This window comes from Ruegeria sp. J8, assembly GCF_056531925.1.
Window position 1 is genome coordinate 65,866 of the sequence record NZ_JBQFMR010000002.1, and the last position, 24,996, is coordinate 90,861.

Consider the following 24,996-nt stretch of genomic DNA (forward strand, 5'->3'; position numbering starts at 1 on the left):
GTCAGACTCCGCGGATCGAGGTTGCGATTGGGTAAGCGGTCAGGAAACGCGCGCGCAGGATCAGGGTCCAGACGACCACGGCCATGAACTGATGGACAATCGCGATCTGCCACGGCGCAGCATAGACCACGGTCACAATCCCGATCACCACTTGCAGCGCCAGCGCTGCAAAAGCCGCGTTAAAGGCAAACCGCGTCTGCGGATGTGCGCTGGAGCCACCGCGCCTCCAGACGATAAAGCCGAAAATCAGCAGCAGATAGCCCGCACAGCGGTGAGTGAACTGCACCAGACCGGGGCTTTCGAAAAAGTTCCTCCACATCGGCTCTAGCATCGTTGCATCGGGCGGCAAAAGCTGCCCGCCGATCAGAGGCCAGTCGGTATAAGAGCGCCCCGCGTCTATCCCGGCGACCAGTGCGCCAATCAGAATTTGCAGGAATGCGAAATGCATCAAACCGGTCGAGAGAGAGAACAGCTTCGCCTCTTTCGTGCGGCGGGCCTGCATCAGGTCGCGCTCCACGCGGCCCAGTTCAAAAATGTACCACGCCAGGAACCCGAGAATCACAAAGGCCAGCCCCAGATGGGTGGCCAGGCGGTAGCTGGCAACGGCGGTCATACCCTCGCCCTGCGTTACGCCCGAAGCGACCATCCACCAGCCAACGGCCCCCTGCACCCCGCCCAGAACACCGGGGATCAAAAGCTTACCAGTCCAACCCGTCGGGATTTTTCGCGCTGCCAAAAAGCCAAAAAACCCGATGGCCCAGACCAGACCAATCACGCGGCCCAGCTGACGGTGGCCCCATTCCCACCAATAGATGAATTTGAAATCGTCCAGCTCCATCCACTGGTTCTGGATGCGCCACTGGTCGATTTCCTTGTACTTGTCGAACTCGGATTGCCAATCTGTCTCGGACATCGGCGGGATAGCCCCGGTGATCGGTCGCCACTCAGTAATCGACAACCCGCTATCGGTCAGGCGCGTCAGGCCACCCACAGCGATCATCACCACGACCAGCGCGAACAGCATCATCAGCCACGCCCGGATTGCCTTGCGCGCGCCGCCCCGGCCACGGTCGATCATACCGGGCTGAACCGCCTCTTGTTTCTGGTCGCCCGAGACCTCTTCGAAGATGCTGCGCTTGCCGCTCATGCTGTCCTCATGTCCTTGTTTCGTCGCACGCTAGGGTGAAGCGGAAGATAGGTCCAGCCTTAGCCCTTGTCCTTCCAGCGGACCATCTGCCGCATGATCCCGTGCAGCATCTGCACATCGGCCCGCGTCATCCGCATACGCGACCACAGGTTGCGCAGGTTGGTCTTCATCCCTTCGGCCTTTTCAGGCGGGTAGAAAAACCCCGCCTCTTCCAGCCGGTCCTCGTAATGTTCGACCAGTTTTTCAACCTCGATCCCTGTCGCCCAATCGCCCTTGCCCAAATCAGTGGCCTCATGCACCACATCGGCGCTTTGGCGCATCCACTCATAGGCGGTCAGCAGCACACATTGCCCAAGGTTGAGCGAGGCATATTCGGGGTTCACCGGCACCGAGATGATGGCGTTGGCCTTGGCGATATCTTCATTCTCAAGTCCCGCGCGTTCGGGGCCAAACAGTACGGCAACCTTTTCGCCCGCCGCGACTTTTTCAGCGGCAATCTGCATGGCGCGTTCGGGGCTGTAGACCGGCTTGGTCAACCCGCGCTGACGTGCCGTGGTGGCGAAGACAAAGGTGCTGTCAGCCAACGACCCGGCCAGATCGTCAAAAAGCTGCGCCTCATCCAGCAACCGCCCCGCACCGCTGGACATGGCCACAGCCTTGGGGTTCGGCCAACCATCACGTGGCGCAACAATCCGCATCCGGTCCAACCCGAAGTTCCACATCGCCCGCGCGGCAGCACCGATGTTTTCGCCCATCTGAGGGCGCACGAGCACAAAGGAAGGCTGGGATTTGTCGCTGGGCATGGCTGTCTCCGAAAGTTCCGCTTGCTGTAATCGGCGCTTTGGCGCAGGGCAAGCCGTCCGGGAGGCCAAATGCGCCAATATCCGGCATAAAAGTTTGCTTCCCCGGCCCAATCCGCTAAACCGCGCCAAAGACTGAAAGCGAAGGACGCGCCAATGGACACCCCCGAGCAGCCGCAGATTTACCTGATCACCCCGCCCACGATCACCCTGAGCACCTTCCCCGAGCAGTTGGGTCGCGTGCTGGACAGCACCGAGATCGCCTGTATCCGCCTCGCTTTGGCGGGTAGCGACGAAGACACCATCGCCCGCGCCGCCGATGCCTGCCGCGAAGTCGCGCACGCACGGGATGTGGCGATCGTGATCTCGAACCATGTCCTGCTGGCGCAGCGGCTAGGGCTGGACGGGGTGCATCTGGATGACGGTGCGCGCTCGGTCCGGACGGCGCGCAAAGAACTGGGCGCGGATGCCATCGTCGGCAGCTTTTGCGCGGCCTCCAGCCATGACGGCATGACCGCAGGTGAGCATGGCGCGGACTACGTGGCCTTTGGCCCGGTGGTTACATCGGCCTTAGGCGACGGCACCATTGCAGAAAAAGACCTGTTCCAGTGGTGGTCGGAAATGATCGAGGTTCCGGTTGTGGCCGAAGGCGGTTTGACCCCCGACCTGATCCGCGAGCTGTCGCCGCACACCGATTTCTTTGGCATTGGCGACGAGATCTGGTCCCAGGACGATCCTGTTGCCGCGCTGAAAGCCCTGACCGACGCGATGTGAGCGTTATCCCTTGCACCTGCCGTGACGCTGCGGCATGACACGGGCATGACTCAGACTAGCGAAATCCTGTGTATCGGATCGGTCTTGTGGGACGTGATCGGGCGGTCTGCCAGCGCCATGCGGCAGGGGTCAGACGTGCCGGGGCGGATCACCCGCCTGCCCGGCGGCGTGGCCATGAACATCGCCATGACACTGGTGCGGTTCGGTATGACGCCTACACTGCTGACCGCAATTGGCCGCGACCCTGAAGGCGACGAACTGGTCAATGCCTGCGCACGGCTGGGCATGGTCACGGATCACGTCTACCGCTCGCAGGATTTGCCGACCGACCGCTATATGGCTGTCGAAGGCGCCAATGGTCTGATCGCCGCCATCGCCGACGCGCATTCGCTTGAGGCTGCTGGGGCCAAAATCCTACGCCCGCTGATGCACGGACCGTTGGGCTACGAGAACACACCGTTCGAAGGCCCCATCGCATTGGATGGCAACCTGACGCTAACTTTGCTGGAAGAAATCGCCCAAAGCCCGGCCTTCGCAAAAGCCGATTTGCGCGTGGCCCCGGCCTCACCCGGGAAGGCCGAGCGCCTGCTGCCCTTCCTCAAACACGCCCGCGCGACGCTCTATGTGAACCTCGAAGAGGCCGGCATCCTGTGCCAGCGCGAATTCACCGATTCCGAATCCGCCGCCAAAGGTCTGCTGGATCGCGGCGCCTTGCGAGTGCTGGTCACAGATGGCGGCAACTCGGCCACCGTGGGCACCGCAGATGAGATTCTGACCCAAACACCCCCGTCCGTTCTGGTGACACGCGTAACCGGCGCGGGCGACACTTTCATGGCGGCGCATATCGCGTCCGAGGCCGCCGGGGCCGCCCCCGACGCTGCCCTGACCCGCGCCTTGCACGCCGCCGCCACTTACGTTTCCGGAGAAACCCCACTGTGATCGACATCCACTACTCGGCCGAGGTCCGCGCCGCCAAAGACGCAGGCCAACCCATCGTTGCGCTGGAAAGCACCATCATCACCCACGGGATGCCCTACCCTCAGAACATCGAGGTCGCGGCGCAGGTGGAACAGGATATCCGCGACGCAGGCGCCGTGCCCGCCACTATGGCGGTGATCGACGGCAAGCTGCATGTGGGGCTTGAGGCCGATCAGTTGAAGGCGCTGGGTCAAGCGCAGGGCGTCGCCAAACTGTCCCGTGCGGACATGGCCGCTTGCATGGCCACTGGCGGGACCGGTGCCACCACCGTCGCAGCCACCATGATCGCCGCGCATCACGCTGGGATCGAGGTCTTTGCCACCGGCGGCATCGGCGGTGTGCATCAAGGGGCCGAGACCTCGTTCGATATCTCGGCGGACCTGCACGAATTGGCGCAAACCCCGGTGACGGTTGTGGCCGCAGGCGCCAAAGCGATCCTTGATCTTGCGAAAACGCTTGAAGTGCTAGAGACGCTAGGCGTGCCCGTCATCGCTTATGGTCAGGACGCGTTCCCCGCCTTCTGGTCGGCGCAATCGCCTTATGCGGCCCCCCTGCGCATGGATAACGCCACAGATATCGCCAAGGCCCATGCGACACGCCGCGCCCTTGGGCTGCCCGGCGGGCAACTCGTGGCTAACCCGATCCCCGCCGAAGACCAAATCCCGGCGCAGGAACTGGCCCCGATCATCGCCTCCGCCCAAGCGGACGCCGACGCGCACCGGATCACCGGCAAAGGTGTCACCCCTTACCTGCTGCAGCGCATCTATGAACAGACCGAGGGGCGTTCACTGACCGCAAACATCGCATTGGTTAGAAATAACGCAAAATTGGCCGCCAGAATCGCCCGCGCCCTGTCCGAGTGAGCAAAGCTATTGTACCAAGGCCCCGGACTGCTTAACTAAATCGGCAAATCACTCAGGACCGCAATGAACACGCCCTTTGACGAAGAACCTCACCGCGGACCGGGCCTGTTTTCCCGGCTGCGCGCGTCATTTCTGACGGGCATCGTTGTCATTGCGCCGGTCTGGCTAACCGTCTGGCTGATCTGGTCCGTGGTTGGCTGGATCGACAGCGCCGTCCTGCCGCTTGTGCCGCAGCAATTTCACCCGGAACAGTATGTAGGAATCAATCTGCGCGGCGTCGGCGTGGTGATATTCCTGATCTTCACGGTGATCGTCGGCTGGATCGCCAAAGGCATTCTGGGCCGGTCGCTGATCCATTTCGGCGAAAGCGTCGTGAATCGGATGCCAGTGGTTCGGTCGGTCTATTCCGGGATCAAACAGATCTCGGAAACGGTTTTCGCGCAAACCGAACGGTCGTTTGAAAAAGCCTGTCTCATCCAATATCCCCGCCGTGGTATCTGGGCTATCGGCTTTGTCTCGACCACCGCGCGGGGCGAGGTCAGCGACCGTGCCGAAACCGGCGGTGCACTGCTCAGCGTCTTCGTGCCCACAACACCGAACCCGACCTCCGGTTTCTTGCTGTTTTTCCCTGAAGAGGACGTGATCCTGCTGGACATGTCCATTGAGGACGCCGCCAAACTGGTCATTTCAGCCGGTCTGGTCTACCCGAACGAAAAAGACCCGACCCAGCCGCCCGAGTGATCAGCCGAACATCTCCGGCAGGTTGACAGTGCTTTGCTGGCCCAAATCCGCCTTGTGATCGGTCAGAAACCGATTAGCAGCCCGACGCCCAGCCTCTTTCAGCTTATGTAGGATGACCGGGTTCGGCACCGTCTTGGTCGCCACGGAAAGATCATTCATCAGCTCATCATCCGCGATCATATGCACCAACACGCGGCTCATCTCACCCGCTTGCAACTTGCCCTCGGCCAACAGACGCTGTACGAAACTGATCGCTCGCAACTCCCGAAACAGGGACGAGTTGAAACTGATCTCATTCACCCGATTCTGGATTTGCTGCGGGGTCTTCGGCACCTCGTCCCGCTCCAGAGGATTGATATTCACGATCACAACATCATCGGGCAAACCTTTGTCAAACAAAGGGTAAAGCGCCGGATTGCCGGTATAACCACCGTCCCAATAAGCCTCAGTCCGCCCCGTTTTTGGATCGAAAATCTCCACCGCCTGAAACAAGGTCGGCAAACAGGCCGAAGCCAAAATCGCATCGGTCGAAATCTCGTCCCCCGTAAACACTCGGATCTTGCCACTGCGCACACAGGTCGCACACACAAACAGGGCTGGTCCCAGATCCGCACAGACCTCATCAAAGTTGAAGCGATCAATCACCGACTCCAATGGGTTCTTGTAGAACGGCCCGTATGCATAAGGCGACACCAACCGCGACCACGTATCCCCCACGGAAAACGGCAAGGAATACTCCATCGCCTGCGCGACCTGAGCAGGCTCAACGGCCTGCATCCAATTGGCCAACCGCATATCGCCCACGGCCCCCATACGCGCCCAAAGCCCGTTCAGGTTGGCACGCGCCCCATCGCGCCCATCCCGAACCATACCTGACTTGTACGCGGCCCCATTCAAAGCCCCGGCCGAAGTCCCAGTGATCGCAGCGACCTCGATATCCTCTTCGTCCAAAATCCGGTCCAGCACACCCCAGGTAAACGCCCCATGTGCACCACCGCCCTGTAGGGCCAGATTGATCCTTTTCATAACGCCCGCCCCTTCTTCTGTTCAAAAATACCTCGGGGGTGTGGGGGCAGAGCCCCCACGAATTAATGCACAGCAGGTGTGGGGGCAGCGCCCCCACGCAGTCTCACAACGCCGTCCAACCGCCATCCACGGAAATCGTCGTGCCGGTGATCTGCGCCGCCGCGTCCGAGCACAAAAACACCGTTGTGCCTCCCAACTGCTCAACCGTGGCAAACTCTTTCGACGGTTGCCGCTCCAGCATGACGTTCTTGATCACGTCCTCGCGGCTCATGTCATATTCCTTCATCGTATTGGGAATCTGCGCCTCAACCAGCGGGGTCAACACGTAGCCCGGACAAATGGCATTGCACGTGATCGGCTCTTGTGCCGTCTCCAGCGCCACGGATTTGGTCATACCCACCACCCCGTGCTTGGCTGCGATATAAGCGGCCTTGTAGGGCGAAGCCGTCAGCCCGTGGGCCGAGGCGATGTTGACCACACGTCCCCACCCGGCCTTACGCATCATCGGCAAGGCGGCGGCTGTCGTGTGAAAAGTTGAGTTCATGTTGATCGCAATGATCGCATCCCATTTGTCGACCGGGAACTGATCAATCGGCGCCACATGCTGAATACCCGCATTGTTGACCAGAATATCGCATACGCCCACGGTCTCGATCAGCGCCCGGCATTCGTCGCCTTTAGACATATCGGCCTTGACATAGCGTGCGTTTGTTCCCGTCTGATCCGAGATCTCGGCAGCCAGCGCGTGATCCTCGTCGCGGTCGGTGAACGAGTTCAACACCACATCCGCCCCGGCCTTCGCCAACTCGCGTGCGATACCCAATCCAATACCTGAATTTGACCCTGTGATAATTGCCGTCTTGCCCGAAAGGCTCATGGTCGCTCTCCCTCGAAAACCGAATTTCAGCCACAGTGCCATGCTGCACCTGCAAAGAAAACGGCGAATGACAAAAGCACGAAACAGCGCCAAAAATCTGCACAAAAAAAACGCCCGCACGAAGCGGGCGTTAAGTTATTGAGGCAGGTTTCATACAGGCAAGAAACCTATCGAGCAGTGCACCCTTTATAAGCAATTCCACGCCTCCGTCCAAGCTAAAAGTTTGAAAATAAGAAAAATCATCGGTACGATGAATCCCAACAAAATAAGGCCAGAGCAGGATTGTTTCCAAAATGCGCCCCAATATTCTCCGCCCCATTCGCCCTGTGATCACGGGAATCACCCTGGTTTTGAGCAGTGCTATCGCTAACGCAGAATCGGCTCATGGCATAGCTATGTATGGCGCGCCCGCACTACCACCGGATTTTGTGTCATTGCCTTACGCGAATCCCGACGCGCCAAAAGGCGGCAAAGTCGTTTTTGGAAATACCGGCGGCTATAACAGTTTGAACCCGTTTGTGCAAAAAGGCACCCCACCCTGGCAATTGCGATTTTGGACCCATGAAAGCCTCATGGGGCGATCCTGGGATGAGCCATTCTCGTTATACGGGTTGTTGGCCGAATCGGTTGAAACAGCACCAGACCGTTCTTGGGTCGAATTCACCCTGCGCGAAAACGCCCAATTTTCAGACGGAACTCCGGTGACTGTCGAAGATGTGATCTGGTCGTACGAGATTTTGGGCACCGAAGGCCACCTGCGATATCGCGGATTGTGGGGCAAGATCGACAGTATCGAACAGACTGGCCCGCGCTCGGTTCGGATCACCTTTAACGACCCCGACCGAGAGCTGGCGCTCATCGCCGGTCTGCGCCCGATCCTTCAAAAGGCACAGTGGGAGGGCAAGGATTTCGCAGACGCCACCCTGCATGACATCCCCGTCGGCACCGGCCCCTATGTGATCGATGACTATGAGGCCGGCCGCTATGTCACCCTGCGCCGGAACCCGGACTATTGGGGCGCGGACATCCCGTTCCGACGCGGAACCATGAACTTGGATGAGATGCGGATCGAATTCTACGGAGACGGCACGGTCCTGTTCGAGGCCTTCAAGGCCGGTGCTCTGACCGCCGTGCGCGAATTCAACGCCGACAAGTGGGACACGCAATACACCTTCCCCTCGATCCAGCGTGGCGACGTGATCAAAACTGAAATCCCGCATGGCAAACCTTCGGGAATGACGGGCTTTGTCATGAATACCCGCAAGGCCCCGTTCGATGATTGGCGTGTGCGCGAGGCGTTGACCCTTGCCTTCAACTTCGAATTCATCAACGACACGATCACGGGTGGCGCACAGCCCCGGATTACCTCGTATTTCTCGGGCTCGGATCTTGCCATGCAACCAGGAGAAGCGTCGGGCCGAGTCGCTGAATTGCTGCAACCCTTTGCAGACACGTTGCCGCCTGGCGTGCTTGAGGGTTACAGCCTACCCGAAAGTGACGGATCAGCGCGCAACCGGTCCAATATCCGCAAAGCGACCGCTCTGCTGGCCGAGGCTGGTTGGACCATTCAGGACGGCGTGCTGCGCAATGCAGCTGGCGATGCCTTTACCCTCACCGTCCTTCTGCAACAGGGTGACACCGAAAGCGAAACGGCGATCGAGATTTACAGTCGCGCGCTGGAGCGTCTGGGTATTCAGGTCACGACCGAGATGGTCGACAGCGCCCAATATACGGGTCGCACTTCCGAGCTGGACTTCGACATGACCTTCTTCCGCCGGGCACTATCACTGTCTCCGGGCAACGAACAGCGGCTCTATTGGGGCAGCGAGAACGCCGACACGCCGGGGACACGTAACCTGATGGGCGTTGCCTCGCCTGCGGTAGATGGGATGATCGACGCCATGCTTGCCTCGGAAAGCCGCGAGGATTTCGTGGCCGCCACCCGCGCCTTGGACCGGGTTCTGACCGCCGGGCGCTATGTCATCCCGATCTGGAATTTCGACGTTGGCCGCATCGCCCACGCGAAAGAGCTAAAATTCCCCGACACTCTGCCGATTTACGGGGACGGGCCGGAATACATGCCGCAGGTCTGGTGGTTCGAAGAATAGCCCAAATGGGGCGCTTTCGCGCCCATTCCGCCCTCCGAGCCAAGGTCTGATCTCGCCCGTCGCAGCCTGTCGGCGAAAATTGGCACATTCGGTTTTCTGACGACATAGAGTAGTCACTGTTTTCACTACCACAAAATCTGCGGGTCCGCGAATTTTCGTCCAAAATCGGCCCAGTCTCAAAAAGAGCTTTACCGAATACATCTTTGCCGCTAGCCTTCGGCCTATACTTCGCTCTGTGTGATAAGATTTTTTCTTTTATTCTTGAACTTTAGCCAATTTCGTACCCCGCAGCGCGTCTGAGAAACGGACCTGCCTCCACTCACTCCAACCTTAGGTCCGACAGCCCGTTGCGGTGCGGCTGCAACGGGCATTTCCATTCCGAAAATACGCAAGCGCAAGGTGCGACATTTTGTCATGCACGGGGTCGCGCAGGGGCTTCGTAACCTGAAAATAGGCCGGGCAGCCTTGAAACCTGGAAACCGGAAAGCTTGCACATGCTGAACTGGACTGACCTGACGCAAGACTGGGATGCGATGTACGCACGCGCCAAACGGCGGTTTCCGAACCTGCGCGATCAGGATAAGCCAAAGCTGGGCAAGGATCGCAAAGGGTTCGAAGCCTATCTGGCCGAGCGGCACCAACTGACCGTAAACGAAGCCCATGAAGAGCTAGAGGATTTTCTGTTCACAGAAGGTCTGAACCGTGAATTCAGCAGCACTTTACGTAAGTGACGTTACCCACAGGATCGTTGCGTCCTCATCGCTGACAGACACGACGTTGTGGCCCATGCTGCCGTCGTAATAGGCGCTATCACCGCGACGCATCTCAACCGGTTCATAGAATTCCGTATACAGCCGCACGACGCCGGTCAGGACATACAGGAACTCTTCACCATCATGGCGTACCCAGCCCTCGAACTCGTCCATCGAGCGGGCCCGTACGCGCGCACGGTAGGGCAGCATCTGTTTCTTGGTCAGTGTTTCCGCCAGCAACTCATGTTCGTAAGTCGCGGTCGCATGTGCCGCACCCTGACCCATCCGGGTGACAGACATCCGCCCGATCACCTGCTCGCGTTGCGGGGGCGTGAACAACTGCGGCACCGAGATCTCAAGCCCAACCGCCAGCTTCTTCAGCGCGTCATAGGTGGGCGACATCTGACCGTTTTCGATCTTGCTGAGCGTCGAACGCGCCAGCCCTGCCTGCGTGGCCGCCTGTTCCAGCGTCCAGTTGCGTGCTTTGCGCAATTCGCGGACACGGGCGCCCAGATCCAACGGCTCAAGCTCGGTATGGTCTCCGGATTCCCGCGCGATGCGGATCAGCGATGTCTGCTCTTGGGTGCTCATGCGTTTTTCTATAGGGCCAGCCCGTCCTGCTTGCAACGCGTCAGACGTCACGTTAGCCAAGGTCCATGTTGTCTGTCTTCGATCAAGGCCCGCCACCAGCTTGCCCCGTACCATTCAATTTGGCTGCGCATGTGTTGCGTCACGCGGATGATTTTGCGGAAAAGACCGCTTTGTCAGTGCTGGGTGCGCAGGGCGCGCAACATTGGACTTATGCCGCGTTGAAACGCGCCATACTGGGCACAGGCGCCGGCTTGCTGCAGGCGGGTCTGTTCCCGGGTGATATCGCGTTGATGCGGTTGGGAAACACGGTTGATTTTCCGATTGCGTATCTGGGCGCAATTGCGGTGGGGATTGTCCCCGTTCCAACCTCGTCTCAACTGACCGAACCTGAAACGGCGAAAATCATTCAGGATCTGAAACCAGCGGCTGTGCTGCGTGACCCATCGGTGGCTTGTGCTCCTCATCCGGTTCAAGTTTCCTTGTCCGACCTGACCATGATGCGCGACCTCGCACCCGCCACAGTCCAGATGGGCGACCCCGAGCGTTTGGCTTATGTCGTCTACACCTCGGGCACTTCGGGCAAACCCCGAGCTGTCGCCCATGCGCATAGGGCCATCTGGGCACGGCAAATGATGGTCGATGGCTGGTACGGGTTGCGCGAAGATGACCGGTTGTGCCACGCGGGCGCCTTCAACTGGACCTATACGCTGGGCACCGGGTTGATGGATCCCTGGACAATCGGTGCCACGGCGCTGATCCCAGAACCGGGCACCGATCTGACCGCCCTGCCCGGCTTGCTGCGCGACCACCAAGCCACGATCTTTGCCGCCGCTCCGGGGGTGTTCCGCAAGATCGTATCGTCCCCTGATGACCTGCACCTGCCCGATTTGCGCCATGGATTGTGCGCCGGGGAAAAGCTGTCGCCTACGCTGCACCATGCCTGGATGCGCGCCACGGGAACCGAGCTGTTCGAAGCTTACGGTATGTCCGAATGTTCGACCTTCATCTCCTCCAGCCCTAACCATCCGGCACGGGGAGAGTCGTTGGGACAACCGCAACCCGGTCGTCGCGTTGCGATTCTGGGGCCCGACGGCCCTGCACCGCAGGGTCAGGCAGGCACCATCGCCATCCACCGTTCGGACCCCGGCCTGATGCTGACCTATCTGAACGCCCCGGACGAGGCGCAGGCGCGAATGCAGGGCGACTGGTTTTTAACTGGAGATCAGGGGGCGATGGCCGTTGACGGCCAGATCACTTATCTGGGGCGCGACGATGACATGATGAACGCGGGCGGCTATCGGGTCTCACCGATTGAGGTCGAAGCGGTGCTGTCGCAATACCCAGGCATCGCGCAGGTCGGAGCGGCAGCGGTTGAGGTCAAACAGGACACTTTTCTGATCGCCGCTTTCTATACCGGGCCGGAAGAACTGGACGAGGCGGACCTGCGCACCTATGTGGAAGCAAATCTGGCGCGCTACAAGCAACCGCGCGCCTTTATCTATCTGCCCGAACTGCCGACCGGTGGGAACGGCAAACTCCTGCGCCGGGCGCTTCCGGCCTACTTCAAGGCGAGCCAACAATGACCCAGACCGTCAAGCTTGATATCATGTCCGACCCGATTTGCCCGTGGTGCTATATCGGCAAGACCCATCTGGACAAAGCGCTGGCCGCGATCCCCGACCACCCCTTCGTCATCGAATGGCACCCGTTTCAGCTGAACCCCGATATGCCTGATAACGGCATGGATCGTCGTGAATATCTGGAGCGTAAATTCGGCGGCAAAGAAGGCGCCGTGCGGGCCTATGCGCCGGTGGTCGAACATGCCGAGAATGCCGGGCTGAAGATCGACTTCGAAGGCATGAAGCGCACCCCAAATACGCTGGACGCGCACCGCCTGATCCATTGGGCCGGGATCGAGGGCAAGCAAACCGAGGCCGTGGACGCCCTGTTCGAAGCCTATTTCGTCCAGGCGCGCGATATCGGAGACCATGAGGTTCTCGGCGATATTGCAGACGGCATCGGCATGGACGCCGCCGTAGTGTTGAAACTGTTGAAGTCAGACGCCGACCGTTCGGATATCAGCAACCGCGACAGCCACTCGCGCCAAATGGGCGTGAACTCGGTCCCGACCTTCATCGTGGCCAACCAGCACGCCGTTCCCGGTGCGCAGCCGCCCGAGATGTGGGAGCGCGTGATCGCGGACATCATGTCTCAACTTGAGGCCTCCCCTGCAAATTAGCACAGGTCTGTGTGCATTGGCATGACTGGCGCCCCCTGACCGCGCGTGATAGCGCGAACGGGTCAGGAGGGCACCATGGCCAGTCGCATGTCTCGCGGAGAGTTCGTCGCACTTGTTGCAATGATGTTTGCAACAATTGCGTTTTCCATCGATTCGATATTGCCTGCGCTGCCCGATATCGGCGCACAGCTTAGCCCCGATGACACCAACAAGGCGCAACTGATCCTGACATCCTTTGTGCTGGGTATGGGTATCGGCACCTTCTTCACCGGCCCGTTGTCGGACGCTTTCGGGCGCAAACCTGTAATCTATGTAGGCTCGGCCCTTTATATCCTTGCCGCTGCCGCCGCATGGGCAAGTTCTTCGCTGGAAATGCTGCTGCTGGCCCGCGTTCTGCAAGGTGTCGGCAGCGCCGCGCCGCGTGTGGTCGCCATGGCCATTATCCGCGATCTCTATTCCGGGCGCGAGATGGCGCGGATCGTCTCCATCGCCATGATGATTTTCACGTTGGTCCCGGCCATTGCGCCCATGATGGGCGCCGGCGTGATCGCCCTGGCCGGTTGGCGCGCGGTCTTTGTCTCCTTCATGCTGTTTTCGCTGATCACCATCGTATGGATGGGCCTGCGTCTGCCCGAGTCGCTGACGCCCGAAAACCGCCGTCCCTTGCGCTTGCCGCTAATGCTGGATGCCGCCCGCGAGATGTTCAGCCACCCCACGGTGCGCCTGTCAATCATGGTGCAGACCCTGTGCCTTGGCATGCTGTTTACCATGTTGACCATGGTCCAGCAGGTCTATGACGAGATCCACAACAGCGCCCACAGCTTTCCCTTCTGGTTCGGCTTTGTGGCACTGATGTCGGGCTCGGCCAGTTTGCTGAATGCGACCCTTGTTGTGCGTCTGGGCATGCGACGGTTGGTGACTTGGGGGCTGGGCGGTCAGATCCTGTTCACCTCATTCGTGCTGCTGCTGAATTCGTTCGACCTGTCGGCCAACCTGTCCTTTGCGCTATTCGTCAGTTGGCAGACAGCGGTGTTCTTCATGGCCGGAATGACCATGGGCAACCTCAACGCCATCGCGATGGAACCGATGGGCCATATCGCGGGCATGGCGGCTTCGGTGATCGGTTCGGTTTCAACCGTTCTGGCCGCGCTGATCGCTGGCCCAATCGGTCTGCTCTTTGACGGTTCGATCCTGCCTCTGGGCGCGGGTATACTGACCATGAGCACATTGGGTTTCGGCCTGATGCTGCATATGGGCCGGATCGAAAACAGACTACTCGTCTGACCTGTGCAGCTTGATTGAAACGCGCTAACCTCCGCTCGACCCGAGGGGAGACTGAAATGAGCGACTATTACGATCTGGGCCCATATTCCTGCCCGATCACTACGACTTCACCCGACGCGCAGCTTTGGTTCGATCGGGGGCTGAACTGGACCTACGGTTATAACCATGACGAGGCCGTCGCCTGTTTCCAGCGCGCTGCCGAGGCCGACCCGGACTGTGCCATGGCCTTTTGGGGTATCGCTTATGCGGCGGGTCCTAACTATAACCTTCCCTGGGATTTGCGAGATGACCGCGGGAAGAAAAAGTCGCTCGAGCAAGCCTATGACGCAGCGCAGCAGGCACTGGCTCTGGCCTCAATCTGCAACCCGGTCGAACAAGCGCTGATCAGCGCCCTACCCGCCCGCTATCCACAGCGCGAACCAATTCCCGACATGCACAGCTGGGACCATGACTTTGCCGAAGCCATGCGTGACGCCTTTGCCGCCCAGCCCGGTAATCTGGACCTGCGCACCATTTATGTCGAAGCGCTATTGAACCTCACCCCTTGGAAAATGTGGGACCTGAAGACAGGCCTACCCGCCGAAGGTGCAGCAACGTTTGAGGCGCAAACCGCGCTGGAAGACGCCATGGCCGACGATCCCGCAGCCATGTCTCATCCCGGCCTGCTACACCTTTACGTGCACCTGATGGAAATGTCGCCAACCCCGGAAAAAGCGCTCAAGGCTGGCGACGTGCTGCGCAGACTGGTTCCCGAGGCCGGGCACCTGGTACACATGCCCACCCATATCGACGTTCTGTGCGGCCACTACCACAATGTCGTTCAGTGGAACCAGCAGGCTTCGGTCGCGGACCTGAAGTATTTCGAGCGCGAAGGCGCCTTCACGATCTATACCGGCTACCGGCTGCACAATTACCACTTCACAATATATGGCGCGCTCTTTCTGGGTCAGATGGCACCGGCTCTGGCCGCAAATCAGGCAATGTGGGACACTACGCCGGAAGAGATGCTGCGGATCGAAAGCCCTCCGATGGCCGATTTCTTCGAAGCCTATCTGTCCATGAAACCTCACATCCTGATCCGCTTTGGTCGCTGGGCCGAGGCCAAAGCGCTAGACCTGCCGGATGACCCCGACCTCTACCGAACGCTCACGGCCACAACCCACTATGCCCGCGCACTCGCCCATGCTGCGACCGGAGAGGTTGCCGAAGCCGAAGCGGAAGAAACCCAGTTCCACGCCGCCAAAGCCCGCGTGCCCGAGGCCCGCCGTCTGCACAACAACCGGGTCATCGACCTACTGGAAATCGCCAGTGAAATGCTGCGGGGTGAGATCGAATACCGCAAAGAAAACTATGTTGCGGCATACGCGCATCTGCGGCGTTCGGTCGAACTGGATGATACGCTGCCTTACGACGAGCCATGGGGCTGGATGCAGCCCACCCGCCACGCGCTTGGGGCGCTTTTGTTCGAACAAGGTCACGTGACCGAGGCCGAAGCCGTATACCGGGAAGATCTGGGTCTGGGCGGAACGCTCAGCCGCGCCTCGATCCACCCGGACAATGTCTGGAGCCTCAAAGGCCTGCATGATTGCCTCAAGGCGCGGAATGAAACGTTCGAAATCCAACAGATCAAACAACGGCTGGACCTTGCTCTAGCTCGGGCCGATCGGGCGGTCGCAGCCTCGTGTTTCTGCGCCCAAGCCGCGATGCAAAGCTAAATCGCGCTAAAGCGCGATGCCTCCGGCGGGGATATTTTTAGCCAGATGAAGCTGGGATCCCCTGTTCATCTGGCCTTAAATATCCGGGGGGACGCGCAACACGCGCAGCGGGGGCAGCGCCCCCTTCCACCGGTTTCAACTGGTTTTGGACTTCTTGTTCTGGGCGATGACTTTCTCGGCCAGATCTCGGGCAATCGCAAACGCCCCCTTGATCTTGTCACCGTCATTCTTCCAGTCCCGCCGCACCACAATCTTGTTGTCTTTGACCTTAGCCATGCCACGTTGGTTTTGGATGAACTCGACCAGCCCTTGCGGAGACGCGAATTTGTCGTTGTGGAACTGAATGGTAGCACCCTTTGGGCCCCCATCCAGCTTGGCGATACCTGCGCGTTTGCACATGGCTTTGATGCGAACGACCAGCATCAAGGTGTTTACCTCTTTCGGCAATTTGCCGAACCGGTCGATCAGTTCGGCGGCGAAGCCTTCCAACTCGACCTTGGTCGACAGCGAGGACAAACGGCGATAAAGGCCCAGACGCACGTCTAGATCGGGTACGTAGTCGTCGGGAATCAGAACCGGGACACCCAGATTGATCTGCGGCGCCCATTGATCATCGGCATCCGACAGCCCTTCCATCTCGCCCGCTTTGATCTTGGCAATCGCCTCTTCCAGCATCGACTGATAAAGCTCGTAGCCCACGTCGCGCATCTGGCCGGATTGTTCTTCGCCCAGCAGATTGCCCGCGCCGCGAATATCCAGATCCTGAGAGGCCAGCGTGAACCCGGCGCCCAGCGTGTCCAACGAGCCCAGAACCCGCAGACGTTTCTCGGCTGTGGCTGTCAGGCGGGCACGAGGCTTGGTGGTCAGGTAGGCGTAGGCGCGGTTTTTTGAACGTCCCACCCGGCCTCGGATTTGGTAGAGCTGCGCCAGGCCGAACATATCGGCGCGGTGTACGACCATCGTGTTCGCGGTAGGAATATCAAGCCCGCTTTCCACAATCGTCGTAGCCAGCAACACATCGTATTTGCCATCGTAAAAGGCGTTCATCCGATCATCAAGCTCACCTGCCGCCATCTGACCGTGGGCGACCACATAGGTCAGTTCCGGCAGTTGTTCCTTTAGGAACTCTTCGATCTCAGGCAAGTCCGAGATACGCGGAACCACGTAGAAACTCTGCCCGCCGCGATAGTGTTCTCTCAGCAAGGCCTCGCGGATGGTGACCGCGTCGAACTCACTGACATAGGTGCGGATGGCTAGACGGTCGATGGGCGGCGTGCCAATGATCGACAGGTCGCGCACGCCTGTGAGGGAAAGTTGCAATGTCCGCGGGATCGGCGTGGCTGTCAGGGTCAGGACGTGGATGTCGCTGCGCAGCTGTTTCAAGCGCTCTTTGTGGCCGACGCCGAAATGTTGCTCTTCGTCAATGATCAGCAGGCCCAGATTGTTGAACCGAATACCTTTGGCCAGCAATGCGTGAGTACCGATCACGATATCCACGGTGCCGCGTGCCAGCCCGTCGCGGGTTTGCTGCGCTTCTTTCGCTGAAACGAAACGAGAGAGTTGCCGCACTTCAAGCGGGAAACCCCGAAATCGTTCTTTAAACGAGGCCGCGTGCTGTCGGGCCAGCAGCGTTGTCGGCGCGATCACCGCGACCTGAACGCCTGACATGGCGGCGACAAAGGCGGCGCGCATTGCGACCTCGGTCTTGCCGAAACCCACATCGCCACAGATCAGGCGATCCATCGGCGCGCCGGAATGCATGTCTTCCATCACCTCGGAAATCGCGCGCAGTTGGTCGCCTGTCTCTTGATAGGGAAAACGAGCGCTGAACTCTTCCCATGCGTGAGGCGGCGGATCCATCACAGGAGCCTTTCGCAATGCGCGTTCGGCTGCGATACGGATTAGCTTGTCCGCCATCTCGCGGATGCGCTCTTTCAGCTTGGCCTTTTTGGCCTGCCATGCGCCGCCGCCCAGACGATCCAGCAGACCTTCGTCATGGCCGTATTTCGACAGTAGTTCGATGTTTTCGACCGGCAGGTACAGCTTGGACTGTTCGGCGTATTCCAGCAGCAAGCACTCATGGGCAGCACCAGCGGCGGTGACGACCTCCATCCCCTGATAGCGGCCGATGCCGTGATCCACATGCACCACGAGATCACCGGGGGTCAGGGATTGAGTCTCAGTCAGGAAATTTTCGGCCTTGCGGCGCTTCTTTGGCTGGCGGATCAGGCGGTCGCCCAGCACGTCCTGTTCAGCGATAACGGTCAAGTCGGGGGTTTCAAACCCATGCTCCAGCGCCCAGACGGCCAGATGCAGGCCCCGTTTGCCGACGCGGGTGCCGTCGGTAACGGGGATCGCCTCGGCCAAACCTTCGTCTTTGATCAACCCGGTCAGACGTTCGCGCGCGCCTTCGGAATAGGAGGCGATCAGCACCGGGCCTTGGGCCATCTTGTCGGTGATGTGCGCGGCCAGAGCGCCAAACAGGCTGATGCTTTCCTGCTGCCGCTCAGGCGCAAAGTTACGCCCGATCCGCCCGCCCGCGTCGATCACTCCCGGCCCACTGGCCTGCGGCAGCGGGCTGAATTGCAGCACCCGACGATCACCGACCGCTTGCTCCCATGCGGCATCATCCAGATAGAGCAATCCAGGCGGGGTCGGCTTATAAACCGTATCCATTCGGGACCGGTTTTCCAGCGCCAAACGCCGGGTCTCATACTGATCAGCAATCGTATCCCACCGCGCCAGACGCGCGGGTGTGACCTGATCATCCACGGTGATCGTTGCGTCGGGAAGGTAATCGAACAGCGTTTCCAGCTTTTCGTGAAAGAAGGGCAGCCAGTGTTCAATGCCCTGATGCTTGCGCCCTGCGCTGACCGCCTCGTACAGAGGGTCATCGGTGCCCGCCGCGCCGAACTCGATACGATAGTTCTGGCGGAAGCGCGTGATGGCGGCATCGTCCAGAATGACCTCGGACACCGGAGCCAATTCTACTACGTCCAGCTTTTCGGTGGTGCGCTGCGAGACGGGATCAAACCGGCGTGCGCCGTCCAGAACGTCTCCGAACAGGTCCAGCCGCACGGGGCCGGATTCGCCCGGAGGGAAGATGTCGATGATGCCGCCGCGAATGGCATAGTCGCCGGGTTCCATTACCGTGGGGCTTTGGGTGAAACCCATGCGGACAAGGAAGTTGCGCAGCGCGGCCTCATCCACGCGGTGATCGACGCGGGCGGTAAACGCGGCCTCGCGCAGAACCTCGCGCGCGGGCACCCGCTGGGTGGCCGCGTTCAACGAGGTCAGCAGCACAAACCGATCGGGCATCTGATGCACCAACGCCGCCAACGTCGCCACGCGCGCGGCTGCGATATCTGCGTTGGGCGAGACCCGGTCATAGGGCAGACAATCCCAGCCGGGAAACACAAAGACCGGCATATCCGGCGCAAAAAAGGCAAGGGCTGCTCGCATCGCCTCAAGCCGTTTGTCGTCGCGCGCCACATGACACACCGGCCCGCCGGACCGGGCGATCTCGTTCAGGACAAGCTGTGCGTCAAACCCTTCGGGGGCGCCGCCAACCGTGACATGGTTCGGAGCCTTCATCGCCTAACCTTTCCGAATTCTCTATCCCAGAACGCCGATGGAAAAGTTCTGATACATACCCCAAAGCGAGGTAATCAAGATCGAAATCATCCCCACGATCTGCGTATAGATCCTGCACCGCGTGAGGGTTTTCGCCACAAAGGCCAATTCAGGTTCAACCCGGCTCAACTTGCGCGCGGCCGAGATATTGATGAGCGTTACCAACACCAGTGGAAACATCAGTAAAAACACCGCCTGCGCAAATTCCACGCCATAGACAAAGCCCAGCATGGCCAGCCCGGTGAAGAAAAAACAACTTAGCCCCAGCAGCGCAAGTCCCGACACCTCGACAATATAAAGCAGCCGATTGCGGTTGATCCGGACGATGTCCAGCAGATCCTGCTCGCTCTGCCCCCCGATCCGGCGGGCGCGCTGAACCAGATCAAACGGCACACCCATCGACCAATGGCTGGCGGTCGACCACAAAACGGCCAGCCCGATCCAATACCACAGGTTCGAAAAGCTGCGCATATCGATAATTTCGAAAATCGAAGAAAATAAGTCCACGCGTCAGCCCTTCAATTCACTGTCCTGAGGGACCCGCGTCGATCGTTACCCTTGAGACTACGCCGAATTCATGCCACCCAATGCACGAATATTCAAGGAGAGCGCGACATGAAACCGACCATCGCCCCTTATCCCCTGACGCGCTTTCGCCGGGCCCGCCAGTCTGAAGCCGTCCGCGGGCTGGTGCGCGAGAACAGCCTGTCGACCGATGATCTGATCTGGCCGGTGTTTGTGCGCGATGGGGAAGGCGTGGAAGAACCCGTGCCTTCGATGCCCGGTGTCGTCCGCCGCTCGGTCGATATGATCGCACAAGCCGCTGTTGAGGCTCAAGCATTGGGGATTCCGGCGATTTGCATCTTTCCCTATACCGACCCAAGCTTGAAAACGGAAGATTGCGCCGAGGCGTGGAACCCCGACAATCTGTCGAACCGGGCGATCCGGGCCATCAAGTCCGCCGCCCCTGATATCGCGGTTATGACGGACGTCGCGCTGGACCCTTACAACATCAACGGTCACGACGGATACGTCGTGGATGGCGAGATTGTGAACGATCAGACCGTCGAGGCACTGGTCAAAATGACGCTGGCGCAGGCCGAGGCCGGGGCTGATATCATCGGACCATCGGACATGATGGACGGACGCATCGGGGAAATGCGCCGTGCTTTGGAAAACGCCGGGCATCACAACGTGATGATCCTCAGTTATGCCGCGAAATATGCCAGCGCTTTTTACGGGCCGTTCCGCGATGCCGTGGGCGCATCGGGTGCGCTGACCGGAGACAAGAAAACTTATCAAATGGATCCCGCCAACTCGAACGAGGCTTTGCGATTGATCGAGCGTGATCTGACCGAGGGCGCAGACATGGTGATGATCAAACCCGGGATGCCCTATCTGGATATCTGTCGCCGTGTGAAGGACGCCTTTGGCGCGCCCACTTATGCCTATCAGGTGTCAGGCGAATACGCGATGGTTCAAGCGGCGGCGCAAAACGGTTGGATCGATGGAGAAAAGGTGATGCTGGAAAGCCTGCTGGCCTTCAAGCGCGCGGGCTGTGACGGCATCCTGACCTATTTCGCGCCCACGGTCGCACGCCTCTTGCAAGGATAAAATTCCAGTGTGACGCGGTTTTTCGCCGATTGTGATGAGTGCGGCGGCAGCTTTCCCGTGACAGGACGCCGCAATCGGCGTAGTCTTGCACATAAGATCGGGATCACCCGGCAAATCAGGCAGTTATACAGAGAAAACATATGAGCAGTTCCAACCTTCCCCGACTGAACCGTCGTGGCTTTGCGCTTGGCATGGCCGGTCTGACCGTGACCGCCGCCTGTGGTAATGGCGTCGGCAATTCCAATGCGGCAACGATCGACGCTCGCGTCGATGCGACGTTGACCGAAATGTATGCGAGCTATCCCAACACTGTTGAGATCGCCAACAAGGCTAATGGTATGCTAGTCATGCCACTGATCACCGAAGCAGGTTTTGTCTTCGGCGGCGGTTTTGGGCGTGGCGCGCTGCGCATCAACGGGGCAACAGTAGACTACTACTCAGCCGTCAAAGGCACCGCCGGCTTACAGATCGGCGCCCAGCAGTATGCGCATGTTCTGTTCTTCATGACACAAGATGCGCTGAACGACTTCCGCCGCGCCAGCGGTTGGACCGCCGGAGCCGACATCGGCTACGTGGTCAGCGATCAGGGTGACAGCCTTTCGACCGACACGACGACACTGCGCTCGCCTGTTCTGGCGGCTGTGTTTGGTCAAGCGGGTCTGCAAATCGGGGCGACCGTCGAAGGCACAAAATATACGCGGATCATTCCGTAAAGCTGAAATACCACCCCCTCGCTAAGTGCCCGTCATGGCCCAACGGTTGTGGCGGGGTTTCGCGTTTCTAAAGCAGAGTTAAACCTGCATATTTCGTGGCGTTCCTCTTTCGGTTGGTACAGCCTTCCTTTACTCTGCGGGCAAGGTTTGACGCAACGGATCATGGACCGCAGATGGGTATAGTTTTTCGCTGGTTGGTGCGTATCACCTCGGCCCTTGTCATGTTGACGCTGGGGGCTGTGCTTCTGGTTTATTTCTTGGCCAGCCAATCCCTGCCCGAGTATAACCAGACCGTCGCCGCGCGGGGCGTGACCGCTCCTGTCGAAATCGTACGAGACACCGCAAATGTACCCCATGTTCTGGGTCAATCCGACCCGGATGTGTTCTTTGGGCTGGGCTACGCCCACGCGCAGGATCGTTTGTGGCAGATGACCGTCATGCGCCGCACCGCCCAAGGTCGCCTGTCCGAGGTCTTCGGTGCACGCACGGTCAATATCGACAAGCTGCTGCGCCGGTTGGACCTGTACGGTCTGGCGCATCGCTCGTTTCAGGTACAGGACGACTATACCAAAGCCGCCTTGCGGGCCTATGCGGCGGGCGTGAATGCGCGTTTGGACGAGATCAACGAAATGGCCCTTGGCCGCGGCGCGCCCGAGATGTTTCTGTTCAACGCCCCCGTTTCGCCTTGGCAGCCCGGAGACAGCCTTGCCGTCATCAAGCTGATGGCGCTGCAACTGTCCGGCCACCTTGAGGACGAGGTGCTGCGAGCGCGCACTTCGCTTATGCTGAACGACTCGGCTCGGTTGGCCGATATCCTGCCCAATGTACCCGGTGCCGGGATCGCGGCTCTGCCGGAATATGCCACGCTCTTTCCCGGCCTTCCGCGCTATGCCCATGGCACGCCGATGCCCGATAGCCCGCTGTCACCTTTCCCCAAGCGCGGCCTTGCAGGCGCGTCTAACGCGTGGACAGCTGCCCCCTCACGCTCGGCTATTGGCGGCACGCTGTTGGCCAATGACCCGCATCTGGGTTTCACCGCACCCGGCGTCTGGTATCTGGCGCGGTTGGAGCTGGCCAAAGGCGGCGTGATCGGCGCGACAATCCCTGGTGTGCCTGCGGTCATGGCCGGGCGCAGTGATCGGCTGGGATGGGGACTGACCTCGTCCTATCTGGACGATCAGGATGTGCATATCGAACGGCTCAACCCCGACAACCCCGAGGAATACGAAACACCGGACGGGTTCAAAGCCTTCCGCGCGCGCCCCTCGATCATCGAGATCAAGGACGAAGCCCCGATCACCCTGACCCTGCGCTGGACCGAGAACGGGCCTGTGCTGCCCGGCAGCCACTATGATCTGGAAACGATCACTCCACCCGGTCACGTGACTTCATTGTCGTGGACCGCGCTGAGTGCGCAGGACACCTCCATGTCCGCCGCATTGGCCCTGATGAATGCCGACAGCGTGCGTCAAGGGATCGAAGCAGCCGAGGGCTATATCGCTCCGTCACAAAACCTGTCGCTGGTCGATCGGACCACCATCGGGATGAAACTGATCGGGGCCATGCCACGCCGCGCCCTGCGCAACCAAAGCCGGGGCCGTATCCCGACGCCCGGCTGGCTGAACGAGAACCGCTGGCAAGGTCGCCTGCCCTATGCCGACAACCCCGAATTTGTGGCCCCGGCGGGCGGCATTTTGGGCAATACCAACAACAAGATCATCGACCGTCCCTTTCCCGAACATGTATCATACGAATGGGGCGACACACAGCGCATTCACCGCTGGCAGCGTTTGATGCAATCGCGCGAAGTGCACACCCGCGACAGCTTTATCGAGGCGCAGCTAGACACGGTCAGTTTCACAGCCCGCTCGCTTCTGCCGCTGATCGGTGCGGACCTGTGGTTCACCGGTGCCTCTGCACCCGAAGGCACGCCCGAACGCCAGCGCCAGATCGCGCTTGGTCTGCTGGCCGAATGGAACGGCGAGATGAACGAGCACCTGCCCGAACCGCTGATTTATGCCGCTTGGTTGCGGGCGCTACAAATCCGCCTGATCTCGGACGAGCTGGGCCCGCTAGCCGCGGAATACAAACATGTCGAGCCGCTGTTCATCGAGCGCGTCTACCGCGACATCGACGGCGCGTCAGTTTGGTGTGACGTCCGTCAAAGCGCACCGGTCGAAACCTGCACTGACATGGCGCGACTGGCGCTGGACGATGCGCTGATCTGGATTTCCGAGAAATACGGTGGCGCGCTGGAATCTCTGCGTTGGGGCGATGCACATCAGGCCACCCATGATCACCCGGTTCTGGGCTCGGTTCCGGTTCTGCGGTTCTTCGTAAATATCCGTCAATCCACCAGCGGCGGCGACAATACTTTGCTGCGGGGGCGCACCTCGGGCGAAGGGCCGGACCCATTCCAGAACGTACATGGCGCGGGGTATCGGGGCGTCTATGATTTCGCCGACCCTGACAGCTCGGTCTTTATCACGGCCACAGGTCAGTCGGGCCATTTCCTGTCGCGCTACTATGACGATCAGGCGCAACTCTGGCGGCGCGGGGAATACATCCCGATGTCGCTGGACCTTGATCTGGCGCGTGCGGCGGCGGTCGGCGTGACCCACCTGACCCCGCGCTGACACCGGGTTTTAGGCAAGACATTGCCCTGAAACCAAGGTTTCGTGGACGCAGACCCTTGTTCTGGCTTACGATCTCAAGACGAAACGATTTGAGACCGGGGGGAATTGATGGCCAGTATTAGAGATACGATGAACAATCTTGCGCGCGACTATGCAATCGCGTGGAGTTCAGGCGACCCGGACGCCGTTGCAAGTTTCTATGCACCCGACGGGCAAATCATCATCAATCGGGGCGAGCCCATTGTCGGTCGCGCTGCGGTGGCCGAGATGGCACGCGGGTTCTATGCCGACTTCCCGGATCTTGAAGTGCGCTGCGACATGCTGCGTTGGGCGGGGAGCCACGCCATCTTTGTTTGGACCCTTGAAGGGCACCATGCACAGACCGGCAACCACGTCGTTGCCCGAGGCTGGGAAGAATGGGAACTGACCGCGGATAACAAGGTCAAATCCTCGCTAGGCTGGTTCGATGCTGACGATTACCAGCGGCAGATCGACGGGGCATAAC

At 59.9% G+C, this 24,996-nt stretch carries 21 protein-coding genes; 14 read left to right on the forward strand and 7 right to left on the reverse strand.

Features of this window, described 5'->3' with window-relative positions:
• Nucleotide 1 precedes the first annotated feature (1 nt).
• The gene (ctaA, locus tag ACR0L1_RS03810) at nt 2-1,147 is read right to left on the reverse strand and encodes a heme A synthase (protein ID WP_480857235.1); all 1,146 of its coding nucleotides are present in this window, start codon (nt 1,145-1,147) and stop codon (nt 2-4) included.
• A 59-nt stretch (nt 1,148-1,206) separates the two neighbouring features.
• Nucleotides 1,207-1,950, reverse strand: coding sequence for an RNA methyltransferase (locus ACR0L1_RS03815; protein WP_170752876.1), 744 nt, complete (start codon nt 1,948-1,950; stop codon nt 1,207-1,209).
• Between the two features lie 153 nt (nt 1,951-2,103).
• On the opposite strand from ACR0L1_RS03815, the gene ACR0L1_RS03820 reads away from it, so the two are divergent.
• From ACR0L1_RS03820 to ACR0L1_RS03835, 4 genes are all read left to right on the forward strand, one after another.
• Complete coding sequence (locus ACR0L1_RS03820; protein WP_480857237.1) at nt 2,104-2,721, forward strand: thiamine phosphate synthase; 618 nt, start codon at nt 2,104-2,106, stop codon at nt 2,719-2,721.
• Between the two features lie 45 nt (nt 2,722-2,766).
• A complete protein-coding gene (locus ACR0L1_RS03825; protein ID WP_170774281.1) occupies nt 2,767-3,660 on the forward strand; it encodes a PfkB family carbohydrate kinase in 894 nt (297 codons plus the stop codon).
• Nucleotides 3,657-4,562, forward strand: a complete 906-nt coding sequence (locus ACR0L1_RS03830) for a pseudouridine-5'-phosphate glycosidase (protein ID WP_170788667.1) — start codon at nt 3,657-3,659, stop codon at nt 4,560-4,562. Before ACR0L1_RS03825 ends, ACR0L1_RS03830 begins: the two co-directional genes overlap by 4 nt.
• 63 nt (nt 4,563-4,625) lie before the next feature.
• Nucleotides 4,626-5,303, forward strand: coding sequence for a DUF502 domain-containing protein (locus ACR0L1_RS03835; protein WP_170774285.1), 678 nt, complete (start codon nt 4,626-4,628; stop codon nt 5,301-5,303).
• Here the strand turns inward: ACR0L1_RS03835 and ACR0L1_RS03840 are convergent, their stop codons facing one another.
• Together ACR0L1_RS03840 and ACR0L1_RS03845 are read right to left on the reverse strand one after the other, a co-directional pair.
• A complete protein-coding gene (locus ACR0L1_RS03840) occupies nt 5,304-6,329 on the reverse strand; it encodes a patatin-like phospholipase family protein (protein ID WP_170782976.1) in 1,026 nt (341 codons plus the stop codon).
• 103 nt (nt 6,330-6,432) lie between these two features.
• Nucleotides 6,433-7,206 carry a 3-hydroxybutyrate dehydrogenase gene (locus ACR0L1_RS03845; protein ID WP_480857240.1) on the reverse strand — a complete coding sequence of 258 codons (774 nt, stop codon included), beginning with the start codon at nt 7,204-7,206 and terminating at the stop codon, nt 6,433-6,435.
• 293 nt (nt 7,207-7,499) lie between these two features.
• Between ACR0L1_RS03845 and ACR0L1_RS03850 the strand changes: the two genes are divergently transcribed.
• Nucleotides 7,500-9,314, forward strand: a complete 1,815-nt coding sequence (locus tag ACR0L1_RS03850; RefSeq protein WP_480857242.1) for an extracellular solute-binding protein — start codon at nt 7,500-7,502, stop codon at nt 9,312-9,314.
• 494 nt (nt 9,315-9,808) lie between these two features.
• Nucleotides 9,809-10,045, forward strand: a complete 237-nt coding sequence (locus ACR0L1_RS03855; RefSeq protein ID WP_170774290.1) for a hypothetical protein — start codon at nt 9,809-9,811, stop codon at nt 10,043-10,045.
• Here ACR0L1_RS03855 and ACR0L1_RS03860 read toward each other — a convergent pair.
• Nucleotides 10,034-10,657, reverse strand: coding sequence for a helix-turn-helix domain-containing protein (locus ACR0L1_RS03860; protein ID WP_170774292.1), 624 nt, complete (start codon nt 10,655-10,657; stop codon nt 10,034-10,036). The genes ACR0L1_RS03855 and ACR0L1_RS03860 overlap by 12 nt on opposite strands.
• Nucleotides 10,658-10,722: 65 nt before the next feature.
• On the opposite strand from ACR0L1_RS03860, the gene ACR0L1_RS03865 reads away from it, so the two are divergent.
• From ACR0L1_RS03865 to ACR0L1_RS03880, 4 genes are all read left to right on the forward strand, one after another.
• Nucleotides 10,723-12,240 carry a class I adenylate-forming enzyme family protein gene (locus ACR0L1_RS03865; protein ID WP_480857245.1) on the forward strand — a complete coding sequence of 506 codons (1,518 nt, stop codon included), beginning with the start codon at nt 10,723-10,725 and terminating at the stop codon, nt 12,238-12,240.
• Nucleotides 12,237-12,896, forward strand: coding sequence for a DsbA family oxidoreductase (locus ACR0L1_RS03870; RefSeq protein ID WP_480857247.1), 660 nt, complete (start codon nt 12,237-12,239; stop codon nt 12,894-12,896). The genes ACR0L1_RS03865 and ACR0L1_RS03870 overlap by 4 nt, the downstream gene beginning before the upstream one ends.
• Before the next feature lie 75 nt (nt 12,897-12,971).
• On the forward strand, nt 12,972-14,180 hold the full coding sequence (locus tag ACR0L1_RS03875; RefSeq protein WP_170782488.1) for a multidrug effflux MFS transporter: 1,209 nt from the start codon (nt 12,972-12,974) through the stop codon (nt 14,178-14,180).
• A gap of 56 nt (nt 14,181-14,236) precedes the next feature.
• A complete protein-coding gene (locus ACR0L1_RS03880) occupies nt 14,237-15,895 on the forward strand; it encodes a hypothetical protein (protein ID WP_480857249.1) in 1,659 nt (552 codons plus the stop codon).
• 135 nt (nt 15,896-16,030) lie between these two features.
• Here ACR0L1_RS03880 and mfd read toward each other — a convergent pair whose 3' ends face one another.
• Both mfd and ACR0L1_RS03890 read right to left on the reverse strand, forming a co-directional pair.
• Nucleotides 16,031-19,489, reverse strand: coding sequence for a transcription-repair coupling factor (gene mfd / locus ACR0L1_RS03885; RefSeq protein ID WP_480857251.1), 3,459 nt, complete (start codon nt 19,487-19,489; stop codon nt 16,031-16,033).
• A gap of 21 nt (nt 19,490-19,510) precedes the next feature.
• On the reverse strand, nt 19,511-20,035 hold the full coding sequence (locus ACR0L1_RS03890) for a component of SufBCD complex (RefSeq protein ID WP_170774303.1): 525 nt from the start codon (nt 20,033-20,035) through the stop codon (nt 19,511-19,513).
• A 108-nt stretch (nt 20,036-20,143) separates the two neighbouring features.
• Between ACR0L1_RS03890 and hemB the strand changes: the two genes are divergently transcribed.
• The 4 genes from hemB to ACR0L1_RS03910 all read left to right on the forward strand — a co-directional run bounded on the left by hemB (nt 20,144) and on the right by ACR0L1_RS03910 (nt 24,995).
• The gene (gene hemB / locus ACR0L1_RS03895; protein ID WP_480857253.1) at nt 20,144-21,142 is read left to right on the forward strand and encodes a porphobilinogen synthase; all 999 of its coding nucleotides are present in this window, start codon (nt 20,144-20,146) and stop codon (nt 21,140-21,142) included.
• 140 nt (nt 21,143-21,282) lie between these two features.
• Nucleotides 21,283-21,855: a lipid-binding SYLF domain-containing protein gene (locus ACR0L1_RS03900; RefSeq protein ID WP_170774306.1), complete on the forward strand. Its 573-nt coding sequence runs from the start codon at nt 21,283-21,285 to the stop codon at nt 21,853-21,855.
• A gap of 173 nt (nt 21,856-22,028) precedes the next feature.
• On the forward strand, nt 22,029-24,491 hold the full coding sequence (locus ACR0L1_RS03905) for a penicillin acylase family protein (protein ID WP_480857255.1): 2,463 nt from the start codon (nt 22,029-22,031) through the stop codon (nt 24,489-24,491).
• Between the two features lie 108 nt (nt 24,492-24,599).
• Nucleotides 24,600-24,995, forward strand: coding sequence for a nuclear transport factor 2 family protein (locus ACR0L1_RS03910; protein ID WP_170774310.1), 396 nt, complete (start codon nt 24,600-24,602; stop codon nt 24,993-24,995).
• Nucleotide 24,996: the final 1 nt, after the last annotated feature.

What these genes read in the sequence shown, in the direction of transcription:
- ctaA (WP_480857235.1), bottom strand. Translation starts at nt 1,147, where the DNA reads ATGAGCGGCAAGCGCAGCATCTTCGAAGAGGTCTCGGGCGACCAGAAA.
- ACR0L1_RS03815 (WP_170752876.1), bottom strand. Translation starts at nt 1,950, where the DNA reads ATGCCCAGCGACAAATCCCAGCCTTCCTTTGTGCTCGTGCGCCCTCAG.
- ACR0L1_RS03820 (WP_480857237.1), top strand. Translation starts at nt 2,104, where the DNA reads ATGGACACCCCCGAGCAGCCGCAGATTTACCTGATCACCCCGCCCACG.
- ACR0L1_RS03825 (WP_170774281.1), top strand. Translation starts at nt 2,767, where the DNA reads ATGACTCAGACTAGCGAAATCCTGTGTATCGGATCGGTCTTGTGGGAC.
- ACR0L1_RS03835 (WP_170774285.1), top strand. Translation starts at nt 4,626, where the DNA reads ATGAACACGCCCTTTGACGAAGAACCTCACCGCGGACCGGGCCTGTTT.
- ACR0L1_RS03840 (WP_170782976.1), bottom strand. Translation starts at nt 6,329, where the DNA reads ATGAAAAGGATCAATCTGGCCCTACAGGGCGGTGGTGCACATGGGGCG.
- ACR0L1_RS03845 (WP_480857240.1), bottom strand. Translation starts at nt 7,206, where the DNA reads ATGAGCCTTTCGGGCAAGACGGCAATTATCACAGGGTCAAATTCAGGT.
- ACR0L1_RS03850 (WP_480857242.1), top strand. Translation starts at nt 7,500, where the DNA reads ATGCGCCCCAATATTCTCCGCCCCATTCGCCCTGTGATCACGGGAATC.
- ACR0L1_RS03855 (WP_170774290.1), top strand. Translation starts at nt 9,809, where the DNA reads ATGCTGAACTGGACTGACCTGACGCAAGACTGGGATGCGATGTACGCA.
- ACR0L1_RS03860 (WP_170774292.1), bottom strand. Translation starts at nt 10,657, where the DNA reads ATGAGCACCCAAGAGCAGACATCGCTGATCCGCATCGCGCGGGAATCC.
- ACR0L1_RS03865 (WP_480857245.1), top strand. Translation starts at nt 10,723, where the DNA reads ATGTTGTCTGTCTTCGATCAAGGCCCGCCACCAGCTTGCCCCGTACCA.
- ACR0L1_RS03870 (WP_480857247.1), top strand. Translation starts at nt 12,237, where the DNA reads ATGACCCAGACCGTCAAGCTTGATATCATGTCCGACCCGATTTGCCCG.
- ACR0L1_RS03875 (WP_170782488.1), top strand. Translation starts at nt 12,972, where the DNA reads ATGGCCAGTCGCATGTCTCGCGGAGAGTTCGTCGCACTTGTTGCAATG.
- ACR0L1_RS03880 (WP_480857249.1), top strand. Translation starts at nt 14,237, where the DNA reads ATGAGCGACTATTACGATCTGGGCCCATATTCCTGCCCGATCACTACG.
- mfd (WP_480857251.1), bottom strand. Translation starts at nt 19,489, where the DNA reads ATGAAGGCTCCGAACCATGTCACGGTTGGCGGCGCCCCCGAAGGGTTT.
- hemB (WP_480857253.1), top strand. Translation starts at nt 20,144, where the DNA reads ATGAAACCGACCATCGCCCCTTATCCCCTGACGCGCTTTCGCCGGGCC.
- ACR0L1_RS03900 (WP_170774306.1), top strand. Translation starts at nt 21,283, where the DNA reads ATGAGCAGTTCCAACCTTCCCCGACTGAACCGTCGTGGCTTTGCGCTT.
- ACR0L1_RS03905 (WP_480857255.1), top strand. Translation starts at nt 22,029, where the DNA reads ATGGGTATAGTTTTTCGCTGGTTGGTGCGTATCACCTCGGCCCTTGTC.
- ACR0L1_RS03910 (WP_170774310.1), top strand. Translation starts at nt 24,600, where the DNA reads ATGGCCAGTATTAGAGATACGATGAACAATCTTGCGCGCGACTATGCA.